General features: G+C 72.1%; 19 protein-coding genes and 2 pseudogenes. 10 read left to right on the top strand and 11 right to left on the bottom strand.

Features of this window, described 5'->3' with window-relative positions; translation table 11 throughout:
• The first annotated feature begins 14 nt into the window (after nucleotides 1–14).
• Nucleotides 15–1,085 (top strand): adenosine deaminase, encoded by a 1,071-nt coding sequence (locus tag LQ326_RS31425; RefSeq protein WP_234542432.1) that lies wholly within the window; start codon nucleotides 15–17, stop codon nucleotides 1,083–1,085.
• Here the strand turns inward: LQ326_RS31425 and LQ326_RS31420 are convergent.
• Both LQ326_RS31420 and LQ326_RS31410 read right to left on the bottom strand, forming a co-directional pair.
• Nucleotides 1,067–1,582: a mycothiol transferase gene (locus LQ326_RS31420; RefSeq protein WP_234542431.1), complete on the bottom strand. Its 516-nt coding sequence runs from the start codon at nucleotides 1,580–1,582 to the stop codon at nucleotides 1,067–1,069. The genes LQ326_RS31425 and LQ326_RS31420 overlap by 19 nt on opposite strands.
• A 378-nt stretch (nucleotides 1,583–1,960) precedes the next feature.
• On the bottom strand, nucleotides 1,961–2,875 hold the full coding sequence (locus tag LQ326_RS31410) for a LysR family transcriptional regulator (protein ID WP_234542430.1): 915 nt from the start codon (nucleotides 2,873–2,875) through the stop codon (nucleotides 1,961–1,963).
• Nucleotides 2,876–2,986: 111 nt separating this feature from the next.
• On the opposite strand from LQ326_RS31410, the gene mgrA reads away from it, so the two are divergent.
• The gene (gene mgrA, locus LQ326_RS31405) at nucleotides 2,987–3,979 is read left to right on the top strand and encodes an L-glyceraldehyde 3-phosphate reductase (protein WP_268207786.1); all 993 of its coding nucleotides are present in this window, start codon (nucleotides 2,987–2,989) and stop codon (nucleotides 3,977–3,979) included.
• An 84-nt stretch (nucleotides 3,980–4,063) separates the two neighbouring features.
• On the opposite strand, the gene LQ326_RS31400 is transcribed toward mgrA, so the two are convergent.
• Complete coding sequence (locus LQ326_RS31400; RefSeq protein ID WP_234542429.1) at nucleotides 4,064–4,447, bottom strand: nuclear transport factor 2 family protein; 384 nt, start codon at nucleotides 4,445–4,447, stop codon at nucleotides 4,064–4,066.
• Between the two features lie 310 nt (nucleotides 4,448–4,757).
• On the opposite strand from LQ326_RS31400, the gene LQ326_RS31395 reads away from it, so the two are divergent.
• Both LQ326_RS31395 and LQ326_RS31390 read left to right on the top strand, forming a co-directional pair.
• A complete protein-coding gene (locus LQ326_RS31395; RefSeq protein ID WP_234542428.1) occupies nucleotides 4,758–5,168 on the top strand; it encodes a hypothetical protein in 411 nt (136 codons plus the stop codon).
• 69 nt (nucleotides 5,169–5,237) lie between these two features.
• Nucleotides 5,238–7,162, top strand: a pseudogene (locus LQ326_RS31390) (FHA domain-containing protein); the annotation flags it as partial.
• Between the two features lie 6 nt (nucleotides 7,163–7,168).
• On the opposite strand, the pseudogene LQ326_RS48840 reads toward LQ326_RS31390, so the two are convergent.
• Nucleotides 7,169–7,945, bottom strand: a pseudogene (locus tag LQ326_RS48840) (streptophobe family protein); the annotation flags it as partial.
• A 301-nt stretch (nucleotides 7,946–8,246) separates the two neighbouring features.
• Here LQ326_RS48840 and LQ326_RS31380 point away from each other — a divergent pair.
• Nucleotides 8,247–8,699 (top strand): ATP-binding protein, encoded by a 453-nt coding sequence (locus tag LQ326_RS31380; RefSeq protein ID WP_234542425.1) that lies wholly within the window; start codon nucleotides 8,247–8,249, stop codon nucleotides 8,697–8,699.
• Between the two features lie 91 nt (nucleotides 8,700–8,790).
• Here the strand turns inward: LQ326_RS31380 and LQ326_RS31375 are convergent, their stop codons facing one another.
• Nucleotides 8,791–9,678 (bottom strand): RNA polymerase sigma factor SigF, encoded by an 888-nt coding sequence (locus LQ326_RS31375; RefSeq protein WP_234542472.1) that lies wholly within the window; start codon nucleotides 9,676–9,678, stop codon nucleotides 8,791–8,793.
• Between the two features lie 203 nt (nucleotides 9,679–9,881).
• Entirely contained in the window at nucleotides 9,882–10,694 is an 813-nt protein-coding gene (locus LQ326_RS31370) for a class I SAM-dependent methyltransferase (RefSeq protein ID WP_234542424.1), read from the bottom strand.
• A gap of 151 nt (nucleotides 10,695–10,845) precedes the next feature.
• Here LQ326_RS31370 and LQ326_RS31365 point away from each other — a divergent pair, with 151 nt between their 5' ends.
• Complete coding sequence (locus LQ326_RS31365) at nucleotides 10,846–11,328, top strand: VOC family protein (RefSeq protein WP_234542423.1); 483 nt, start codon at nucleotides 10,846–10,848, stop codon at nucleotides 11,326–11,328.
• 65 nt (nucleotides 11,329–11,393) lie between these two features.
• Here LQ326_RS31365 and LQ326_RS31360 read toward each other — a convergent pair whose 3' ends face one another.
• From LQ326_RS31360 to LQ326_RS31345, 4 genes are all read right to left on the bottom strand, one after another.
• Nucleotides 11,394–12,278 carry a geranyl diphosphate 2-C-methyltransferase gene (locus tag LQ326_RS31360; protein WP_234542422.1) on the bottom strand — a complete coding sequence of 295 codons (885 nt, stop codon included), beginning with the start codon at nucleotides 12,276–12,278 and terminating at the stop codon, nucleotides 11,394–11,396.
• Nucleotides 12,279–12,327: 49 nt separating this feature from the next.
• On the bottom strand, nucleotides 12,328–13,383 hold the full coding sequence (locus tag LQ326_RS31355) for a family 2 encapsulin nanocompartment cargo protein terpene cyclase (protein WP_234542421.1): 1,056 nt from the start codon (nucleotides 13,381–13,383) through the stop codon (nucleotides 12,328–12,330).
• 17 nt (nucleotides 13,384–13,400) lie between these two features.
• Entirely contained in the window at nucleotides 13,401–14,843 is a 1,443-nt protein-coding gene (locus LQ326_RS31350; protein ID WP_234542420.1) for a family 2B encapsulin nanocompartment shell protein, read from the bottom strand.
• 225 nt (nucleotides 14,844–15,068) lie between these two features.
• On the bottom strand, nucleotides 15,069–16,076 hold the full coding sequence (locus LQ326_RS31345; RefSeq protein ID WP_234542471.1) for a zinc-binding alcohol dehydrogenase family protein: 1,008 nt from the start codon (nucleotides 16,074–16,076) through the stop codon (nucleotides 15,069–15,071).
• Between the two features lie 455 nt (nucleotides 16,077–16,531).
• Here LQ326_RS31345 and LQ326_RS31340 point away from each other — a divergent pair, with 455 nt between their 5' ends.
• Nucleotides 16,532–17,233: a ribonuclease H family protein gene (locus tag LQ326_RS31340; RefSeq protein WP_234542419.1), complete on the top strand. Its 702-nt coding sequence runs from the start codon at nucleotides 16,532–16,534 to the stop codon at nucleotides 17,231–17,233.
• A 113-nt stretch (nucleotides 17,234–17,346) separates the two neighbouring features.
• On the opposite strand, the gene LQ326_RS48835 is transcribed toward LQ326_RS31340, so the two are convergent.
• Nucleotides 17,347–17,562, bottom strand: coding sequence for a tyrosinase family protein (locus LQ326_RS48835; protein WP_372497004.1), 216 nt, complete (start codon nucleotides 17,560–17,562; stop codon nucleotides 17,347–17,349).
• Nucleotides 17,563–17,764: 202 nt separating this feature from the next.
• On the opposite strand from LQ326_RS48835, the gene LQ326_RS31330 reads away from it, so the two are divergent.
• The 3 genes from LQ326_RS31330 (at nucleotide 17,765) to LQ326_RS31320 (ending at nucleotide 21,143) form a co-directional block, all read left to right on the top strand.
• Nucleotides 17,765–18,955 carry an FAD-dependent monooxygenase gene (locus LQ326_RS31330; protein WP_234542470.1) on the top strand — a complete coding sequence of 397 codons (1,191 nt, stop codon included), beginning with the start codon at nucleotides 17,765–17,767 and terminating at the stop codon, nucleotides 18,953–18,955.
• Nucleotides 18,956–19,053: 98 nt separating this feature from the next.
• The gene (locus LQ326_RS31325; RefSeq protein ID WP_234542418.1) at nucleotides 19,054–20,547 is read left to right on the top strand and encodes an MFS transporter; all 1,494 of its coding nucleotides are present in this window, start codon (nucleotides 19,054–19,056) and stop codon (nucleotides 20,545–20,547) included.
• Nucleotides 20,544–21,143 (top strand): TetR/AcrR family transcriptional regulator, encoded by a 600-nt coding sequence (locus LQ326_RS31320; protein ID WP_234542417.1) that lies wholly within the window; start codon nucleotides 20,544–20,546, stop codon nucleotides 21,141–21,143. The genes LQ326_RS31325 and LQ326_RS31320 overlap by 4 nt, the downstream gene beginning before the upstream one ends.
• The last annotated feature ends 207 nt before the right edge of the window (nucleotides 21,144–21,350 follow it).

The raw sequence follows: 21,350 nt of genomic DNA, 5'->3' as shown, positions 1-21,350 counted from the left end.
AGGACAGCTCCACCATGAACGCTACGCGCGTAGACGCAGACGTGATCCGACGCCTCCCCAAGGCCGTCCTGCACGACCACCTCGACGGCGGCCTGCGCCCCGCCACCCTCGTCGAACTCGCGGCCGAGATCGGTCACACCCTGCCCACCAGCGACCCGGACGAGCTGGCCGCCTGGTATGTCGAGGCCGCCGGCTCCGGCGACCTGGTCCGCTACATAGCCACCTTCGAGCACACCCTCGCGGTGATGCAGACCAAGGAGGGGCTGCGGCGTGTCGCCGAGGAGTACGTCCTCGACCTGGCCGCCGACGGGGTGGTGTACGGCGAGGTGCGCTACGCGCCCGAGCTGAACGTGCAGGGCGGCCTCATGCCGCGCGAGGTCGTGGAGAGCGTGCAGGAGGGGCTCGCCGCCGGTATGGCGAAGGCCGCCGCCGCCGGCACGCCCGTCCGCGTCGGCACCCTGCTCTGCGGCATGCGGATGTTCGACCGGGTCCGCGAGGCCGCCGAGCTGGCCGTCGCCTACCGGGACGCCGGGGTCGTCGGCTTCGACATCGCCGGCGCCGAGGACGGCTTCCCGGCCGCCGACCACCTCGAAGCCTTCGAGCTGCTGCGCGGCGAGAGCGTGCCGTTCACCATCCACGCCGGTGAGGCGTTCGGCCTGCCCAGCATCCACCAGGCGGTCCAGGCGTGCGGAGCCCAGCGCATCGGGCACGGCGTCCGCATCACCGAGGACATCGTGGACGGCAAGCTCGGCCGCCTCGCGAGCTGGGTGCGCGACCGCCGGATCGCCCTGGAGATGTGCCCCACCTCCAACCTCCAGACCGGCTGCGCCACCTCGATCGCCGAGCACCCGATCACCGCGCTGCGGGAGCTGGGGTTCCGGATCACCCTCAACACCGACAACCGGCTGGTCTCGGGGACGACGATGACCCGGGAGATGTCCCTCCTCGTGGCCGAGGCGGGCTGGACCGTCGAGGACCTGCGCACGGTCACGGTGAACGCCCTGAAGAGCGCGTTCATCCCGTTCGACGAGCGCAGGGCCCTCATCGAGGACGTGGTGCTGCCGGGCTACGCCTCCGCGCTCTGAACCAGCCCCCGCAGGTAGGCGGCCTGCCCGACGTGCTGAAGGTCGTCGGACAGGACGCTCACCAGCCGTACGCCCAGCGTGACCGGCGGATCGAAGCGGGTGTCCACGATCCGTTCGAGGTCCTTCGCGGGAAGCTCGCGCAGCACCCCCAGGGTCTGCTCGTGCACCGCGTCGTAGTAGCCGGTCAGCAGCCCGGCGGAGTCCACCGTGACCTTGGCGACGTCGGCGGGCGTATGGCCGTACCCGTGGTCACGGGGCGGCAGGTCGAGGCCGAAACGCTTCTCCCAGCCCTGGGTCAGCCACACCTGGTCGAGGTCGAAGGCGCCGGCGACGTGGTCGTCCTGGATCCGGGTGAGGTGCCAGACCAGCCAGGTGATGGAGTTGGCGTCGGGCGCCGGGCGCCTGTTCAGCAGGTCGGGGTCGAGGCCGTCGAGGGCGGCGTGGACTTCTTCCTGGATGCGGCCGAAGCCGTCGATGAGGATGTCCCTTGCATGCATACGACCACGATCGCTCATCGGCGGTCGTCATGCGTCCGGAATCCAACTTCCCTGAAACCCGAGCGGCGCCCGGCCCGGCAGGCGCACCGAGGCCGGCGGCTCGCCCGCGAAGTCCTGCGCGGCGAGGGCCGGCAGAGCGGACCGGCGGCGCCGCGGTCGGGACGGCGGACGCGGGCGGACACGCCGTCGGATCGATCACCACGGACGCGCCCTCGGCGCAGGCGCCGAACGGGTGCAAGCAGAAGACCGGGGCGAGGCCGAACCACCGGAGTGCGCCCCCGGACCGGGGCGGCACGCCCGTCCGCGCCGGGTGGTCACGGTTCCGTACTCCCGCCGTTTCGTGGTCGTTCACGAGGCCGGTCCGGCAGAAGGACGGGGTCAGGAGGGGCAGGGCCCGTCCGGGGGTGTGACCAGGCCCTCTGTTTCGAGGAGGGTGATCAGTGCCCGGGCCGCCGGGCTGGTGGCCGTCTCGGGCGGCAGCAGGGCGACCGTCTCGTACGCGGTCTCGTCGGTGTCCTTGAGCGTGAGCGCGGCCAGCGCGGGCCGCTTGTGACGGAAGTGGCGGGGGACGACGGCGACGCCGAGGTTCTCGTCGACCAGGTCGAGGAGGCTGTGCACGTCGTTGACCTCCAGCGCGACCGTCCGCCGCACGCCCGCCGAGGCGAAGGCCGCGTCGGTCGTGCGGCGCGGGCCCCAGTCGGGGTGGAAGTCGACGAACACCTCGCCGCCGAGGTCCTGCGGGGTCACGGCCGCGCCGCCCGTCGCCAGCCGGTGGCTGGGATGGCACAGCACGGTCATCGGCTCGCCGGTGAGGGACACCGAGCGCAACTGGTCGGTGTCGTCCTGGGTGCGGTAGGCGAAGGCCAGGTCCAGACGGCCCGCCGCCACCTCCTCGGCGAGCGCGCCCGAACCGGCCTGCCGCAGCCGGATCTCCACATCGGGGTGCCGGCGCCGGAACGCGGCGAGCAGCCCCGCCACGCGCACCCCGGCGATGCACTGCTCGGTGCCCAGGGCGAGTGTCCCGCGCAGCACGCCCTGCACGGCGGCCACCGCCTCGTGCGCGGAACGCACCTGGGCGAGGATCCGCTCCGCCTCACCGAGCAGCGCCCGGCCCGCCTCGGTCAGCGTCACCCTGCGGGTCGTCCGCACGAACAGCGGCGCCCGCAGCTCCCGCTCCAGGGCCCGGATCGACGCCGACAGACCGGACTGGGACACCATCAGCCGTTCGGCGGCCCGGGTGAAGTGCTGGTCCTCGGCGACCGCGACGAAATGCTGGAGGTGGCGCAGTTCCATGATTGAGAAGGGTAGCGGCACAATTCCATCGCATTCTCCTGTTGGACCACTGCCCGCGGCTCGGGAAAGAGTGGAGCCGGTAGATCCTGTGCCAACCCCTCTGGAGCCGCGTTGTACACCGCACACCCCGACCGCTACGCCGACATGCCCTACCGCCGCAGCGGCCGCAGCGGCCTGAAGCTTCCCGCGCTGTCGCTCGGCCTGTGGCACAACTTCGGGCCCGACCGGCCCGTGACGACCCAGCGCGCCATCCTGCGCCGCGCCTTCGACCTCGGCGTCACCCACTTCGACCTGGCGAACAACTACGGCCCGCCGCCCGGCGCCGCCGAGTCCGCGTTCGGGGAGGCCCTCAAAGCGGACTTCGCGGGCTACCGCGACGAGCTGGTCATCTCCACCAAGGCGGGCTACCTGATGTGGCCCGGCCCGTACGGCGAGTGGGGTTCGCGCAAGTACGTGCTGTCCTCGCTGGACCAGTCCCTGACCCGGATGGGCCTGGACTACGTCGACATCTTCTACTCGCACCGCCCGGACCCGCAGACTCCTCTGGAGGAGACGATGGGCGCCCTGCATTCGGCGGTCCAGCAGGGCAAGGCGCTCTACGTCGGCATCTCCAACTACTCGGCCGAGCAGACCCGCGAGGCCGCCCGGATCCTGGGCGGGCTGGGCACCCCGCTCCTCATCCACCAGCCGCGCTACTCGATGCTGGACCGGCGCCCGGAGACGGGGGGCCTCCTGGACGCCCTCGACGAACTCCAGGTCGGTTCCATCGTCTTCTCCCCGCTGGAGCAGGGTCTGCTCACCGGCCGCTACCTCGACGGCATCCCGGAGGGGTCGCGGGCCGCGAGCGACAGCCCGTTCCTGAACTCCGACGCGGTCACCGAGGACCTGGTCGCCCAGTTGCGCGACCTCGACGGGGTCGCCAAGGAACGCGGCCAGACCCTGGCCCAGCTCGCCCTGTCCTGGGTGCTGCGCGGCGGCCGGGTGACCTCGGCGCTGATCGGCGCGAGCAGCCCGCAGCAGGTCGAGGACTGCGTCGGCGCCATCCGGAACCTCGACTTCGACGCGGAGGAACTGGCCCGGATCGACGCGATCACCAACCGGTGACCGGATGCCGGTCCGCCGCTCGCGGTGGTCCCTCCCGTCGGGGAGAGGCCACCGCGAGCGCGCGGACTCGTCGCGTGCGGCGGTTCACGCCCCGGCCGGAACCCGGTCCAGGAAGCCCAGTACCCGGAGGATCCGCCCCTCCTCACTGAGCGTGACCACGTCAAAACCGGCCACCGGAGCCGAACCGTCCGCCTCGTTCACCAGCTCCCAGCCGAAGCGGGCCGTGTCGTGGTGGCCGTCGACGGCCCCGAGCGGACGGAACACGAAACCGGGGAACTGCTCGTGCGCCGCCGCGATCACGGCCGTGATCTGCGCGTGTCCGGTGACATCGGCGAGCGGGTCGGTGTAGCTGCCCTCCGGGGCCCAGGCCTCGGCGACCGCCTTGGCGAGCGCCTCGGGCTCGGTGGCGTTCCATGCCTCGAAGTAGCGGACGGCGGCGGTCTGGTGACGGTCGGTGTTCACGGACATGGTGAATCAGCCTCCATTGAGGTTGTCGTTGCTGGTCAGGCGGTGGATCGCGGCTCGCGGCGACCCGCCTGGACAACCATGCCCCGCTCCGTGCGACGGGTCGATTACCCCTCGGGTAATGAAGGCCGGCCGGTACAGCTCGCGCATTTCGGCCAAACGGCAACGGGAATATGCCAGGAGACTGGCCGGAAAGATGTGGTGACAGTGTTTCGAAAGTGAACATACTCGAATGCAAGGAGCACTTCACCGCACAGGAGCCGCACGGAAACCCGGCCGCGACGGCACACCGGCGAGCTACGGGGGAGTGATCGTGCACGACGAATTCCTGTGCCATGTCACGGCCTACGGCACGTGCGGCGGGCAACGCATCGGCGTCCCGCTCGGCACCTACCGCGCGCCGACCCTGGCACTGGCGCTGTGGTGGTTACGGGACCGGGCCTCCTGGATCGCGGAACGGCTCGACCCCTTACCCGAGAACCCCAGATTCCCGCAGGGGGCGCTCGTCCCGGTCGCGGGATCCGTCTCCGACGTACCCGGACTGCTCCGCGCCTGGTGTGCCGACGTGACCCGACAGGAACTGGTCGCCGACGAGCTGGCCGGCGGGCGGCTGGTGCGGATCGCGGTCCAGGACGACACCACCGAGTACGAACTGCTCGCCGAGTCCGTCGACGCCCTCCGGATGCAGCGCACCATCCCGGCCCTCGTCGTCCCCGTCGCCTGATCCGCGACAGCCGCCGCCCGGACGGCACTGACCAGGCATACAACAGGTCGGATCGGTAGAATTCTGGTCATGGTGGAGTGGCCGGTCGCCTCGACCGCGCCCGAACTCGTCCTGGAGACCGACACGGGATCCACCGTGATGAGCCCGGGCCGTGACTACCACGTCGGGCGGGACCCGTTGAGCGACATCGTCATCGACGATGCCCGGGTCTCGTGGCACCACGCGGTGCTGCGGCCCGTCGAGGACCACTGGACGCTGGAGGACGAGCAGAGCACCAACGGCACCTACGCCGACGGCCGCCGCATCCGGGAGTGGGAGGTCGGACCGGGCACGGTGATCCGCTTCGGCAGCCCCGCCGACGGGCCGTCCGCCGTCCTGAGCGGCCGCCCGCCGCGCGCCGCGGACGGGCCTTCCGTCGTCTCGATGCCCAGCCGCACCGGCACCTTCCGGCAGCCCTCCTCGGTACGGCGGCTCCCGGCCCGCACGGTCCGCATCGGCCGTGCCGCCGACAACGACGTCGTCGTCGACGACCTGATCGTCTCCCGCCACCACGCCGAACTGCGCGTCCGCCCCGACGGCAGCCACGAGATCGTCGACCTCGACAGTCACAACGGCACCTACCTCAACGGCCGCGCCGTCACCCACGCCCTGCTCGGCCCGCGGGACGTCGTCGGCATCGGCCACTTCGCGTTCTGCCTGGTCGACGGCCGGCTCCAGGAGTACGTCGACACCGGCGAGGTCTCCCTCGACGTCCAGGGCCTCACCGTCGCCGTCGACCACGGCCACAAGATCCTGCTCGACCACGTCTCCTTCCCGGTGGGCGAGAAGTCCCTGCTCGCCGTGGTCGGACCGAGCGGCGCCGGCAAGTCCACCCTGCTCAACGCCCTCACCGGCCAGCGCCCCGCCGAACACGGCACCGTCCTCTACGACGGCCGCGACCTCTACCGCGACTACGCCGAACTGCGTCAGCGCATCGGCCTCGTACCGCAGGACGACATCCTGCACGTCCAGCTGACCGTCCGCAGCGCCCTCACCTACGCGGCCGAACTGCGCTTCCCCGAGGACACCGCGAAGGCCGAGCGCCGGCGGCGGGTCGACGAGGTCATCCGGGGACTGGGCCTCGAACAGCGCGCCGAGCAGCCCGTGCACAGCCTCTCCGGCGGGCAGCGCAAGCGGGTCAGCGTCGCCCTGGAGCTGCTGACCAAACCGTCCCTGCTCTTCCTCGACGAGCCGACCTCGGGACTCGACCCCGGGATGGACCGCACGGTGATGACCATGCTGCGCGGACTCGCCGACGACGGCCGTACCGTCATCGTCGTCACCCACAGCGTCCTCAGCCTCGACGGGTGCGACCGGCTCCTGGTCCTCGCACCGGGCGGCCGGACGGCCTATTTCGCGCCTCCCGGCGCCGCCCTCGGCTTCTTCGGGTTCGACGAGTGGCCCGAGGCCTTCGAGGCGTTCGAGCGGAACACCGGCCGGGACTGGGCGGAGGAGTACCGCGCCTCCTCGTTCCACCGGAAGTACATCGTGAACGCCAGCGCGCAGCCGACGGTGCCGCGCTCCGGGCCGATGGCCGCGGCCCCGCCGCCCCGGCCCCGCGGCTGGGGCGCGCAGTTCTCGACCCTGGTGCGCCGCTACACGGCCGCGCTCGCCGCCGACCGCACCTTCCTCGCCATCATGACCGGGCTGCCCTTCGTCAGATGATGCTCGGCCTGCTGATCTCCGCGCTGGTCCGCAAGGAGGAGGTGACGATGCCGCTGCTGGTGCTGCTCACGGTCGTCCAGGTCGTCTTCTGCGGGGCCCTGCTGAAACTGAACCGCGTCCCGGGCCTCGAACAGGTCGCCTGGCTGGTGCCCTCGCGGTGGGGGCTCGGCGCCATGGCCGGCACCGTCGAACTGCACCGGATCGTGCCCGGCACCCTCACCGCCGACCCCTTCTTCCGGCACTCGGAGGGCGTGTGGCTGCGCAACATGGTCATGCTGGTGGTGCTGTCGGCTGCCCAGCACCTCGGTGAGCACCTTCGGCACCGGCAGCCCGAACGGGCCGTCTCCCCTGCCCTTCCAGGTGGCGCCGAGCCCGAGCGTGAGAGCCAGCCAGGCCAGGTTGGGCAGCCCGAGCAGGATCACCGCGAGGGTCTCCCGGGCATGCCCGCGGGTCACCATCGTGACCAGGGCGATCACCAGGGCGAGCGCGACGTACGCCGGCATCAGGGCGACCATCGCGTAGGCCGCCGGGCGCACCGAGGCCTGGAAGCGCAGCAGGCGCCCCGGCAGCGGCGCCCCGCGCGACACCAGCAGCGCCAGCAGCAGCATGCCCGCCAGCCACAGCAGCCCGACCCCGGCCGTCCCCGGCACGTCCGTGGTGAAGCCGACCCGCGGTGCCGCGTCGAGCGCGCCGGCGAGATCACTGAGCACGCCGCTGCCGACGTCCACCGCGAAAGTGTGCCGGGCCCCGGACGCGAGGCCGGTCGACGCGAGCAGCCACAGCACCGCGATCCGGGCCGCCCACCCGGCCAGCTCCCCGGCGCCGGCCACCGCCCGGTGCCGCAGCGGCCGCAGGAAGCCGCCGGCCGCCACCAGCGCCCCCACCAGCGTCACCGACAGCGGTACGACCGTCAGCCCGGCGTTCGTCCGGGCCAGTTCCCCGGCGTTCCCCGACAACTCGACGGTGCCGCCGACCGCCGTCACCACGGTCGCCAGGAGCACCGGCCGGAACGCGCCCTTCGGCAGGTCCGCCGCGCCCGCCGCCCACAGCCCCGCGGCGGCCACCACGAGCATGGCGACCGACGTGGCCAGCACCACGGCCAGGGCCGCCGGCCAGCCGTGCCGGGCCGACGACCGGCCGGCCGGCGCGGCCACCGGCCGCGCGAAGGCGATTTTGGGGCGCACGCTGTCACGCTAGGCAACACCCGCACACCCCGCCCGCCGGGCGGGCCGTCCGCCGGCTCGCCGGCGATGTGACCGGCGCGACGTTTGTGTGCGCGGTCGGCGAACACTCCTGGGGACTGCCGGACCGCACTCGGGGTACGAGCATGGATGCAACCCGACCGGCCGGGGCCGGCCTCCTGGAGAGAAACGCATGATCGAACACCTGGGCGGGGCAGTGATACCGACTGGCTTCGACGTACCCGTGGAGCCGCTGCGACGAGCGGCCCACTACACCGGCGAGCCCGGCTGCATCGCCGAGGCACGGGATTTCGCGGCCCGCTTCCTGGAGCAGCTCAGGACGGAGTGGTGTGCCGCGATCGACCCGCGGGCCGACGGCGAGCTTCTCCTCGTGGTGAGCGAGCTGGTCACCAACGCGGACCGGCACAGCAACGGCCCGTACATCCTCGAACTGGAGGGCACGGACAGCGCGGTCCTGGTCTCCGTGTACGACAGCAGTGTCGCCCTGCCCCGGCGCTTCCCCAAGGACCCCCAGCGGATCGGCCGGCACGGACTGGAGATAGTCCACGCCCTGGCCGCCGAGGTGAGCGCCGAACGGGTGCCGGTCGGCAAGCGGGTGCGCGCCCTGGTGCGCTTCCCCCGGTGAGCCGCCCCCCTGTGAATTCCCCGGCGAGGCGGTGGGACACCACGGGCGCCGCCCCACGCGCCGGTGCGGGGCAGCGCCCGTGATCCTGTCGTCAGGCGCAGCCGAGCTCGCCCAGCATCCCCTGACGCAGCCGTGTGATGATCCGCTTGATCAGGCGGGAGACATGCATCTGGGAGCAGCCGAGCCGCTCGCCGATCTCCGCCTGGGTGGCCTCCTCCACGAACCGGAGATGGATGATCTCCCGGTCGCGTTCGCTCAGCTCGGCCATGAGCGGGGCCAGCGACTGGAAGTCCTCCACGAGCCGCAGCCCCTCCTCCTCGACCCCGATGAAGTCGGCCAGCACCGCCTCGCCGTCCTCCGGGCCCTCCCCGGTCAGCGCGGCGTCCAGGGAGGAGGAGTTGTAGCCGTTGGAGGCCAGCTGGCCCTCGACCACCTCCTCCTCGGACAGGTTCATGAGCGTGGCGAGTTCGGCCACCGTCGGGTCCCGGTCCAGGCGGCTGGAGAGCTCCTCGCGCGCCTTGGCCAGCTCCACGCGCAGCTCCTGGAGGCGGCGCGGTACGTGCACCGCCCACGTGGTGTCACGGAAGAACCGCTTGATCTCGCCCACGATGTACGGCAGCGCGAAGGAGGTGAACTCGACCTCGCGCGACAGCTCGAACCGGTCGATGGCCTTGATCAGCCCGATCATCCCGGTCTGGACGATGTCCTCCATGTCGTCGCCCCGGTTGCGGAACCGTCCGGCCGCGAACCGCACCAGCGACATGTTCATCTCGATGAGCGTGTTCCGGGCGTACTGGTACTCGGCTGTGCCTTCCTCCAGCTCACCGAGCCGCTGGAAGAACTGACGGGACAACTCACGTGCGTCACGCGGGGCGACGGTCCTCGGATCCTCGATTCCCGGCAGTGCCCCCTCCGGCGTCCGCGCTTCGACGGGGTGAGCGGTTTTCACTGCTTCCGACCGGATCCCGGCGGTGTTCATGTCCTCTCCCAGGTCACTCACGTTAGGCGCTGCCTCTTCGGCCGGGATCGCCCCGGCCCTGTCCAGGTATCGCCCGGGCCCGGGTACCCCGAACCGGACGTGTCATGCGTGCCTCGGAGCCCGGGTACCCGGGGTGACGCGACGCATGCGTCCCGTTTCCCGACGTGGCGGAAAAGAGCCGGTGGGGCCCGTTCAGGAGGCGGCTACGCTCCGACGCGCACGGCCGTGATCAGCTCGTGCCAGTACCGTTTGGTGACGACACCGTCGTACCGGGAGTCGATCAGTTCCCGGACACAGGCGAGCAGCCCGCTCCGGGCGGTCGCCGGGAGCGCACGGTGGTTGGAGTAGGTGAGCAGCACGTCGAGGTACTGGTCGGTGGTGTAGGTGATCTCCTGCCCGTGCCCGTGCACGGCGACGTCGGTGAAGTGCGGGGAGCCGGTGAACTCGCTGGTGTCGGTCGCGAGCTCCGACTCGCGGGTCTGTCGCAGCCCCGGCGGCGTGGCCGGATCCCAGCGCTCGTAGCACTCCTGGACCTCGGCGAAGAAGTCCTCGGTGCCGCCCGCCACATGGTGGGTGGCTACCACACCCAGCAGCCCGCCGGGGCGCAGCGCCCGCGCCGCCTTCGGCGTCCGGAGGGCCGGGTCGAGCCAGTGGAAGGCGGTCGCGCACACCACCGCGTCGAACGGCTCCGGCGGCAGCCGCCACTCTTCGAAGGCCGCGACCACCACGTCCACCCCGGGGTACGCCGCGAGTCGCCGGCGGGCCACGGCGGCCATGCCCGGGCCGATCTCCACGGCGGTGATCGAACAGCCGGATCCCGCCAGATCCACGGTGAGCTTGCCGGTGCCCGGGGCGATCTCCAGCACCCGGACACCGGGCCCGGCCCCCGTGACCTGCACCAGCTCCTCGATGAGCGAGGCGGGGTAGCGGGGCCGGGCCCGCTCGTACCGTTCGGCGTCCTGATCGAAGATGTCCCGCAGCTTCGGGTCGTCCACCCTGAATTCCCGTGCGTCCACGCAGGCAGGATGCCGACGCCCCGCCCGCAGGGCCAGCGCTTTTCGCGGGCCCGCCGCGACGTGCCCGCCCCCGTCGAACTCCGACCGATGAGTTTCCTGCCGAGCACCGGTCGGTACACATGACCGCGTTCCCCGCTTCCAGGAGGTGCCCATGGCCACCGAGGGTTTCACCACGTGTCTCTGGTTCGACGGACAGGCCGAGGAGGCCGCCCGTTACTACGTGTCGATCTTCAAGAACTCCGGCATCGGGCGCGTCGGCCGGTACAACGAGGCCGGGCCGGGGGAGGCGGGTTCCGTGCTCGCCGTCGACTTCACGGCCAACGGGCAGAAGTTCGTCGCCATCAACGGCGGCCCCCAGTTCAGGTTCAGCGAGGCGATCTCCTTCCAGATCCACTGCGACGGCCAGGAGGAGGTCGACCACTACTGGAACAAGCTCACCGAGAACGGCGGCGAGCCCGGACCCTGCGGCTGGCTCAAGGACAGGTACGGCGTGTCCTGGCAGGTCATCCCGGACGGGCTGATCGAGATGATCGGCGACGCCGACCCGGAGAAGGCCACGCGCACCACGCAGGCCATGTACTCCATGGGCAAGCTGGACATCGCCGCACTGAAGAAGGCCCACGCGGGTGAGTGACCCGCACCCGGACGAGAGGCGGTGCACCCGGCCCGGACACCGCCCCTCGCCCCGCTCCGCCCGGATCAGACCCGGTCGGCCACGATCAGCAGGTACTGGAAGCTGCCGTTCTTGTACGCGGTGAGAAACGCGTCCTCGATCCCCGTCACCAGGTGGTCGGCCTGCTTGCGCAGTTCCCAGTACGGGATCGTCGCCTCGGTGAGGTCCTCCACATGCACCGGCACCAGCCGGTTGGCGGCCATCGCCCGGAAGTACTCCGACCTCGGGTGGATGTCGCAGATGTAGTGCGCGTTGATCAGGGACACCTCGCGGGACGCCTGCCCGTAGGTGTTGTTGTAGCAGCCGGTGATCGTCACATAGCGGCCGCCGCGGCGCAGCAGCCGGGCGTGCTCGGCGAACAGCAGCTCCAGCTCGACGTACATCGTGGACTCGTTGTTCCACGAGGCCGCGTAGGCGCCCGTCTCGAAGCCCGTGTCCAGCATGTTCCGGTGGTGGTAGCGGACCTTGTCGCCGACCTCCCGCCGGCGGGCCGTCTCGTTGGCGAAGTCGGCCTGCTTGGCGGAGATGGTCACCCCGTCGGCGTGGCAGCCGTAGCGCAGGTTCGCCACGATGCTGCCGCCGCCGCGGCCGCAACCCGCGTCGAAGACCCGGTCGGCCGGTGTGAGGGCGCCGAGGTGGGAGGCGAGCAGCTCGGCCTGGGCGTGCTCCAGGCGGTGCAGCTCAGCGGTGACCCGCTCCCTGCGCAGCGCCGGGTCCGTCTCGTCGAGCACCGACCAGTCGGCCTCGCCGATACCGTAGTGGTGGTGGTACAGGCCGTCGATCTTTCCGAGTTCGAGGTTGACCGGGTTCTCCTCGGCGTTCCAGTACTCCGCGACGCTGTTCTGGTACCTGGACTGGGTCGGCACCGGGGCTGACGTGGTGGTCTTCCGAGTGACAGGGGCGGTGGTCAACAGGTTCTCCTCGAAGTGTGTCTGACGTTGTCTCGGATTGGCTCGGTGGCTACCAGTAGTCGGGCAGGTGGTAGCGGTTGGTGTTGGTGGCGTGCCACTCGTGGTTGCCGGAGACCCAGGCGGCCAGCCCCTCGGCGTAGCGCGCGATCAGTGGCGAGGTGGCGGCCAGCGCGGCCGACTCCTCCTCGAAGGCGTCCATGATCCGGTTGTGGATGCCGACCGACTTCAGATAGGCCGCCTTCAGCCCGCGCCGGTCGTTGGCGGCCACCACCTGGGGCAGGTTCAGGTGGTCCGGGTCGCTCGCCAGCTCTTTGGTGAAGGAGTACAGGTCGTTGACGATCGTGGTGGCGTTGCAGGCCAGGGCCGTGATCCGCTGGATCTCCGGGCGGGCGTAGAGCTGTTCGGGCAGTTCGTAGCCGTCCACCGCGTCGACGATCGACAGACACGGCCGGAAGTTGTTGAACTGCCGCATCACCAGGTACTCCCAGACCCGCGGCAGGTACCCGGTCTCCATCCACGCGGCCTCGGCCAGGTACCCGAGGTGCAGCCGGGCGATGTCGTGCACGAACCGGTCGGTCTGGCTCGGCGTGGCGAAGCTCGCGAAGTCCGTGAGGGCGAAGTGGTACGACCGCAGCGGACCGTCGGCCCGGATGCCCTCGCGCCACTCCTCCTCCAGCTCCGGGATGCCGTGGTAGGGGTCGAGCGCCGACTGGGCGATGATCAGCGGGCCGCCGAGGCCCCGCCGGGATCCGCCGCGCCCCTCGTCCTCCTCGCAGTAGCAGGAGTCCACGATGTTCTCGGCCAGCAGCAGCTTGCCGGCGACGGTGAGCCGGTCGAGGTCCAGGCCGCCCGGATGCTGCAGGACCACGGCCCGGCCGAACTGGAAGCCGGAGAAGTCCCCCTTCCAGGCCGCGGGGAACAGGTCCAGCTCGCGGGCCCAGGCCTCCAGCCGGCGGTCGAGCTCGGCCGCCTTCTCCGGGTCGGCGGGCACGGCAGGCCGGTAGTGCAGTGCGGGGACCGCCCCGGTGCGTCGGGCCGGACGCAGCCGCTCCGCGATGTTCGGCGGCCCTGGCAGGGCGTGGGAGGAGGTGCTGGCTGTGCTCATGGATGTGCTCCAGGCCGTCAGTCGGCGGTGCGGCCGAGCTGGACGTTCTCCAGGATCCCGGCCGCGTCGGGGACCAGGATGGCGAGCGAGTAGTAGGCGGTGACCAGGTAGCTGATGACGGCCTGCTCGTTGACGCCCATGAAGCGGACGTTCAGGCCGGGCTGGAACTCCTCGGGGATACCGGTCTGGTGGAGGCCGATGACCCCCTGGTCGGCCTCGCCGGTGCGCAGCGCGATGATGCTGCTGGTGTGGTCGTCGCTGATCGGGATCTTGCTGCACGGGTAGATCGGGACGCCGCGCCAGGCCGGGATCTCGTGCCCGTCGACCTGGGTGGAAGGGGGCACGAGCCCGCGCCGGTTGCACTGCCGGAAGAAGGCCGCGATCGCCTTGGGGTGCGCCAGGATCACCTTCGTCTTGCGGCGCATTGAGATCAGCTCGTCCATGTCGTCCGGGGTCGGCGGACCGGTGAAGGAGCTGATCCGCTGCCCGTAGTCGACGTTGTGCAGGAGCCCGAACTCCCGGTTGTTCACCATCTCCCATTCCTGGCGCTCGCGGATCTCCTCGACCGTGAGGCGCAGCTGCTGCTGGGTCTGGTCCATCGGGTGGTTGTAGAGGTCGGCGACCCGGGAGTGCACCCGCAGCACGGTCTGGGTGAGCGACAACTCGTACTCGCGCGGTGCGAGTTCGTAGTCCACGAAGCCGCCCTGGAGGGTCGGCTCGCCGGTGTGGCCGGCCTGCACCGGCACCTCGGCCTCGCCCTTGCGGTTCATCGGCAGCCGCTGCCGGTCGACATAGGCCTGCAGATGGGCACCGAGCGACGGCACCCGGTCCATGATCTCCTCGGCGACCGCCCAGGGCAGCGCGAGGACCACACCGGCCGTCTCGGCCCGGACCGAGGTGAGCCAGAGCGGATCGGTCTGGCCGAGCGCCTCGTCGCCCATCTGGTCGCCGTCGGTGACGACCCCGACGACCTCCTCCTCGCCGTACTTGCCGGCCGCGTACCGGGTGAACCGGCCGTGCACCACCAGGTAGGTCTCGGTGACCGGCTGCCCCGCCTCGAACAGCACCTGCCCGGCGCGGACCTCGCGGGGCAGGAACCGGTCGGCGAGCCGGGTCAGCGCGTCCAGGTCGTCGTAACCGCGCAGGATCGGCAGTTCGGTGAGGGTTTGCGGGATGACCCGGATGTCGTCCCCGCCGTTCTGCTCGAAGCTCACCCGGCCCCGCCCGGTGCGCAGTTGGAGGCGCCGGTTGACCCGGTAGGCGCCGCCCTTGACGTCCACCCACGGCAGTGTCTTCAGCAGCCATCGGGAGGTGATGGCCTGCATCTGCGGTTCGGACTTGGTGGTGGTGGCGAGCTGGCGTGCCGCCCGGGTGCTCAGGCTGGTGAGCTGTCCGTCGGTGGTGGGATCCGGCTCGGGCTCGTCGACGGCGGAACCGATGACGCTGTCCGGTGTGGACACATTCCCTCCAGCTAAGAGGTGAACAACGGTGACCGGGAAGGTCGGTGGTGTGCGGGGTGGTGGTGCGCACCGACAAGCCAAACAGCCTTCGTGATCTACGGGTACGGCGCGAAAGGGGCGGTTGCGTGGCGTAGTTGCGCAAACCTCGTGTTCGGGGTGGAAAGGGTTGCGTTCCCGGATCGCGCGCCGGTCGCCCGCTCACGTGCCCGGGCCGGCCGCCGGGGCTCAGGAAAGGTCGTTCACCAGCACCGCGGCCCCGTCGAAGCGCCCGGCCTTCAGGTCCCGCAGCGCCTGCGGGGCCTGGGACAGCGGGTAGGTGTGGGTGGTCGCGTGCACGCCGTGCCGCTCGGCGAGGGCGAGGAACTCCCGCCCGTCGGCGCGGGTGTTGGAGGTGACACTGCGCAACTCCCGCTCATAGAAGAGCTCGCGCTCGTAGTTCAGCGGCGGTACGTCGCTGAGGTGGATGCCCGCGACCGCCAGCACCCCGCCCCGGTCCAGGGCGCGCAATGCGACCGGCACCAGGTCGCCGACCGGCGCGAACAGGATCGCGCTGTCCAGCGGCTCCGGCGGCGCCTCGTAGGCGTCCCGCGCCGAGGCCGCGCCCAGCTCCACGGCCAGCCGCCGCGCCTCGGCACCCCGGGTGAGCACATGCACGCGCGCGCCCTGGGCGAGCGCCACCTGCGCGCACAGGTGGGCACTGCCCCCGAAGCCGTACAACCCGAGCCGCCCGCCCGGCGGGAGCGACGCCCGGCGCAGCGCGCGATAGCCGATGATCCCGGCGCACAGCAGCGGCGCGAGCGCGACGTCGGCGAGGGCGCCGGGCAGCCGGTAGGCGAAAGCGGCCGGTACTGTCGTGTACTCGGCGTAACCACCGTCGGCGTCCCAGCCGGTGTACTCCGAACGCGGGCACAGGTTCTCGGCGCCCCGCAGGCAGTACGCGCACTCCCCGTCCGTATGCCGCAGCCAGGCCACCCCGACCCGGTCGCCGACCGTGAAGTCCGCCACCCCGGGGCCCAGTCCGGCGACCACGCCGACCACCTCGTGCCCCGGCGTCACCCCGGGTCGCCGCACCGGCAGGTCACCCTCGGTCACATGCAGATCGGTGCGGCACACCCCGCAGGCCCGCACCCGGACCAGCAGTTCGTCCGCGCCGGGCACCGGCACCGGCCGCTCGACCAGCCGCAGCGGATCCGCCTCGACCGGTCCGGGCCGCTGAACCGACCACGCCCGCATCACGTCCGCCATACCGCGCCCCGTCCGCCGAAGGCCGCCGACTCTCTTCCCCAGTGTCCGCCGGAGTCCGGCGTTCGGCGCGCGGGCGCACCGCCTGGTGGCCGGCGCATCGGAGCAAGGCGATCACCCCCAGGCGCACGCCAACGGCACGGCCGTCGCGCCGTCGTACCGCCCATGCCGGTCAGGAGGGCACTCGCAGTGGCGCCCCTTCCTCTTCCTCTCTCTGCCTCGCCTCGCCTCGCCTCGCCTCGCCTCGCCTCGCCGGGCGGCTCCGCCGTCGCCGAGGGGATCCGGGCGGACGGCGGCGAGGTGCCGGCATCGCGGGGCTCCCACCGGTGGGGCGCGGACGGCTCGGGTGCTCGGCGGCACCCCCACCGAAGGCGAGATGCCGTCGAGCACGGAGCTCTGACCAGGGCGGATCCCGGTCCGCGGCGGGCGCCCGGCCCGGCCGTGGCATGATCGGGCCCATGCGTGAACGAGTGGTGGCCGCGTGCGACGGGGCTTCTAAGGGAAACCCGGGACCGGCCGGCTGGGCCTGGGTGGTGTCCGACGACGCGGCGACGCCGGCCCGCTGGGAGGCCGGGCCGCTCGGCAAGGCCACCAACAACGTGGCCGAACTGACGGCCCTGGAGCGGCTGCTCTCGGCGGTCGACCCGGACGTGCCGCTTGAGGTGCGGATGGACTCGCAGTACGCGATGAAGGCCGTCACCACCTGGCTGCCTGGCTGGAAGCGCAACGGCTGGAGGACCGCCGCGGGCAAGCCGGTCGCCAACCAGGACCTGGTCGTCCGCATCGACGAACTCCTCGACGGCCGCACTGTCGACTTCCGGTACGTCCCCGCCCACCAGGTCGACGGCGACCCGCTGAACGACTTCGCCGACCGCGCGGCCAGCCAGGCGGCCACGGTCCAGGAGGCCGCGGGCAGCGCGCTCGGCTCTCCGGCACCGCCGCCGTCGCCGACGCCCGCCGCCTCCGCCACGGCCCCGCGCCGTAAGTCCGCGCCCCGCAAGAGCGCGGCGGGCGGCTCCTCGTCCCGCACCATCAAGGCGAAGTTCCCCGGCCGCTGCCTGTGCGGCCGTTCCTACGCGGCCGGCGAGCCGATCACCAAGAACGCGCAGGGCTGGGGCCACCCGGAATGCCGTATGGCTGAGGTCTGAGGCCTGGGGCCTGAGGCCGGGGCCCGATCAGGGCTCCAGGGTGGCGAACGTGCGGAGCCACGTGTGGTCGAGCGGATCCGCCGGCCGCACGTCGTTCCACCGGCTTCGTCGTCTCATCCAGGGTCCACCGCGTCCGGCGTCGGTCCACCGCGTCCGGCGTCGGGCGCCCGGCCCGCGGGCGGCTCCGGGCGCCGGCGCCGCCACCGGGCCCACAGCTCGTCGAGGAAGGCGTGGTGCCGCCGGAACACCGGGCCGTCGGGGGGAACCCCGGCGGCCGTCTGGCCGCCGACCCGGTTGTGCGGGCCTTGCGCAGGCCGGCCCCGCGCCAGCCCTTCAGATGATTCCGGAAGCCGTCCGAGGCGCTGTCAGCTCGGTACCGGTACGCGGCCTCCCGGGGATCGCCCGCGGCCGTCCGCCGTCCGGGTGGCGTGGCTCACGGCGCCGGACCGGCGCGATCCGAGAGCCCGGCCGGACACCCCGGCGCTGCTACCCTCCGATGCCAATTGATCACTTTCGGTGAATTCCAGAGGTGTGTGCGTGAAGGTCGTCTGCGTCGGAGGCGGGCCCGCCGGCCTGTGTCTCGCGATCCTGCTCAAGCGACAGAACCCGTCCCACGACGTCACCGTCCACGAACGCGACGCCGAGGGCTCCACCTACGGCTGGGGCGTCACCTACTGGCGCGCCCTGCTCGACCGGCTGCACACGTACGACCCCGAGTCGGCGCGGGCCGTCGAGGACAGCTCGGTGCACTGGACCCAGGGCGTCGCCCACGTCCGCGACCTGGTGACGCGGCAGCCCGGCGACGCGGGCCACGGCATCGGCCGCCACCGCCTCCTGGAGATCCTCGCCGAACGCGCCCGTGCCCTCGGTGTGCGGCTGGAGTTCGAGAGCGAGATCACGCCCGAGGCCCTTCCCGACGCCGACCTGGTGGTCGCCGCGGACGGCGTCCACAGCGCCCTGCGCGGCCACCATGCCGACCAGTTCGGCGCCGAGGTCACCGTGGGCCGCAACCGCTACGTGTGGCTCGGCACCACCCAGGTCTTCGACTCCTTCACCTTCGCCTTCGTCGAGACCGGCCACGGCTGGGTCTGGTGCTACGGCTACCCGTACGACGCCGGGCACAGCACCTGCGTCATCGAGTGCGCCCCGGACACCCTCGCCGGCCTCGGCCTGGACGCGATGGAAGAGGCCGGCCAACTGGCCCTGCTGGAGAAGCTGTTCGCCGGTATCCTCGACGGCCACCCGTTGACCGGCGGCTCCTCGGCGGCCTGGCCCGCCTTCCGCACCCTCACCAACCGGACCTGGCACCACGGCAACCTCGTCCTGCTCGGCGACGCCGCCCACACCACCCACTACTCCATCGGCGCCGGCACCACCCTCGCCCTGGAGGACGCGATGTGCCTCGCCGACGCACTGCGCGAGCACGCCGCCCTGCCACAGGCGCTCGCCGCCTACGAACGGCGGCGCAGGGCCGAACTGGTGCCCGCCCAGAGCGCCGCCCGCCTCAGCGCCCAGTGGTACGAGAACCTGCCCCGCTACATCGGCCTGCCCCCGCACCGCATGTTCGCCCTGCTCGGCCAGCGGCACTCGCCCCTGCTGCCGTACGTCCCGCCGCAGCTCTACTACGGCCTGGACAGGGCCGCGGGGCGGCTGGAGGTGCTGCGCAGGTTCAAGCGGTGGCTGGGTCCCCGGGCGGCGCGCGCCCTGCACGTGCGGTCGTAGGCCCGGTACGGCCGCGGAACGGCTTGGGTGAAAGGCAATTCACCCGATAGGGTGAATTGATATTCACCTGTTTATTCGCGCCGCCCGCAGGAGTGCCGATGGACCAGCCCGCCCCGACAGCCGGCCGCCCGGGACCGCCCGCCGCACCGCCCCCGCTGCGGGAACGGCTGACCATCCCGGTGCTGGCCTTCGGCGGGATCCTCATGGCCGTCATGCAGACGGTGGTCGTCCCGCTCCTGCCGGACCTGCCCCGGCTCACCCACTCCTCGGCCGGCGCCGTCTCCTGGACGGTCACCGCGACCCTGCTCGCCGGGGCGGTCCTCACCCCCGTGCTCGGCCGGGCCGGTGACATGTACGGCAAGCGCCGGGTGCTCACCGGGGCGCTCGCGCTGATGACCGTGGGCTCCGTGATGTGCGCCCTGTCGTCGGACATCGCCGTGCTCATCGCCGCCCGCGCGCTGCAGGGCGCCGCCGCCTCCGTCGTACCGCTCTCGATCAGCATCCTGCGCGATGAACTCCCGCCCGAGCACCGCGGATCGGCGGTGGCGCTGATGAGCTCCACCGTCGGCATCGGAGCCGCCCTGGGCCTGCCGCTGGCCGCGCTGGTCGTGCAGTACTACGACTGGCACACCATGTTCTGGCTGACCGGCCTCCTCGGCGCGCTGGGCGTCGCGGCCGTCTGGTGGGCGGTGAGGGAGTCGCCGGTGCGTGAGCCCGGCCGGTTCGACGTGCTCGGCACCCTCGGGCTGGCCACCGGGCTGACCTCGCTGCTGCTCGGCGTCTCCCAGGGCGGGCAGTGGGGGTGGGGCAGCCCGCGCGTCCTCGGACTGTTCGGCGCCGCCGTCCTCGTGCTGGCCCTGTGGTGGTGGCAGCAGTTGCGGACCGCGCAGCCGCTGGTCGACCTGCGCCTCGTGACCCGGCCACGGGTCGGCCTCTCCCATGTCGCCGCCCTGCTGACCGGCTTCGCCTTCTACGCCAACTCCCTCGTCACCGCCCAGCTGGTGCAGGCCCCGAAGGCCACCGGATACGGCCTCGGCCTGTCGATCGTGGCCACCGGCCTGTGCCTGCTCCCCGGCGGCGTGACCATGCTGCTGTTCTCGCCGGTCTCGGCCCGGATCTCCGCCTCCCGCGGCCCCCGCGTCACCCTGGCCCTCGGCGCCGCGGTGATCGCCTGCGGATACCTGGTCCGCATGGCCGACAGCCGCGACCTCTGGATGATCATCCTGGGCGCCACCGTCGTCGCCACCGGCACCACCCTCGCCTACTCCGCGCTGCCCACGCTGATCCTGCGGGCCGTCCCGGCGGGCCAGACCGCCTCCGCCAACGGCGTCAACGTCCTCATGCGCACCATCGGCCAGGCCACCTCCAGCGCCGCCGTGGCCGCCGTCCTCACCCACCACACCAGCCTGGTCGGCGGCGTCCCGATCGCCACGCTCCACGGTTACCTGCTGGCCTTCGCGATGGCCGGCGCCGTCGCCCTCGCCGCCAGTGCCGCGGCCCTCTCCATACCCGGCGACAAGGCCCCCGGCAGCGGCCCGCGCGCCGGAGGCCGTGCCGAGAGTGCGAGGGACGACGCACTGGAGGGAGCATGAGTGCCGTGAGCACCCCACCCGGCACCCCGTCCGTCCCGGCGTCCGCCCCCGCCCGCCGGGACGCCGAGGCCACCAAGGCGGCCATTCTCAGGGCCGCCCGCTACCTCCTCGCCCGGCACGCGCACGCCGACATCACCCTCAAGGACGTCGCCGAACGCGCCGGGGTCAGCGCGCCGTTGATCCTCAAGTACTTCGGCAACAAGGACAGCCTGTTCGCCCGCGTCATGTCCTTCGACACCGACGCGGCCGCCCTGCTCGACGCCCCCCTGGACGACCTCGGCCGGCACATGGTCCGGCACGTCCTGGAAAGTCAGCGCGACCGCGGCGCCGACCCACTGCTGCGGATCGCCTTCGCCCCCCTGCACGGCGACCACGGAGACATCCTGCGCGCCAACTTCCGCGCCCACGTGGTCGACGCCCTCGCCGCCCGGCTCACCGGCCCCGATCCCGGCCTGCGCGCCGAACTCGCCGTCGCCCAGCTCATCGGCCTGGGCGTGATGTACGGCATCGCCCGCGGCCCCCGGCTGCGCGACTCCGAGGCCGCCGACATCGCCGACCGCTACGGCCCCGCCGTCCAGGCCCAGCTGACGCCCTGACCCGGCTCCGGGTCCGTCAGCAGGGCCGGGGCGGCCTGCCGAGGACGCCGGCGGCCGGTGACGGTCCCGCGGCGCGGGCCGCCGGGACCACGTGGCTCGCCTCGGCCTGACCGGCACGACCCTCCCCACCCCGGCCGGTGGACGGAGTGAAGGATCCCCAGGGCGCACGCCGACGAACCGGCCCCTGACACCGATGTCGGTGGCGGA

Source organism: Streptomyces shenzhenensis, from assembly GCF_021462265.1.
GTDB lineage: Bacteria > Actinomycetota > Actinomycetes > Streptomycetales > Streptomycetaceae > Streptomyces > Streptomyces shenzhenensis.
The sequence above is the reverse complement of the archived record's forward strand: the minus strand, read 5'-3'. Positions and strand labels throughout refer to the sequence as shown.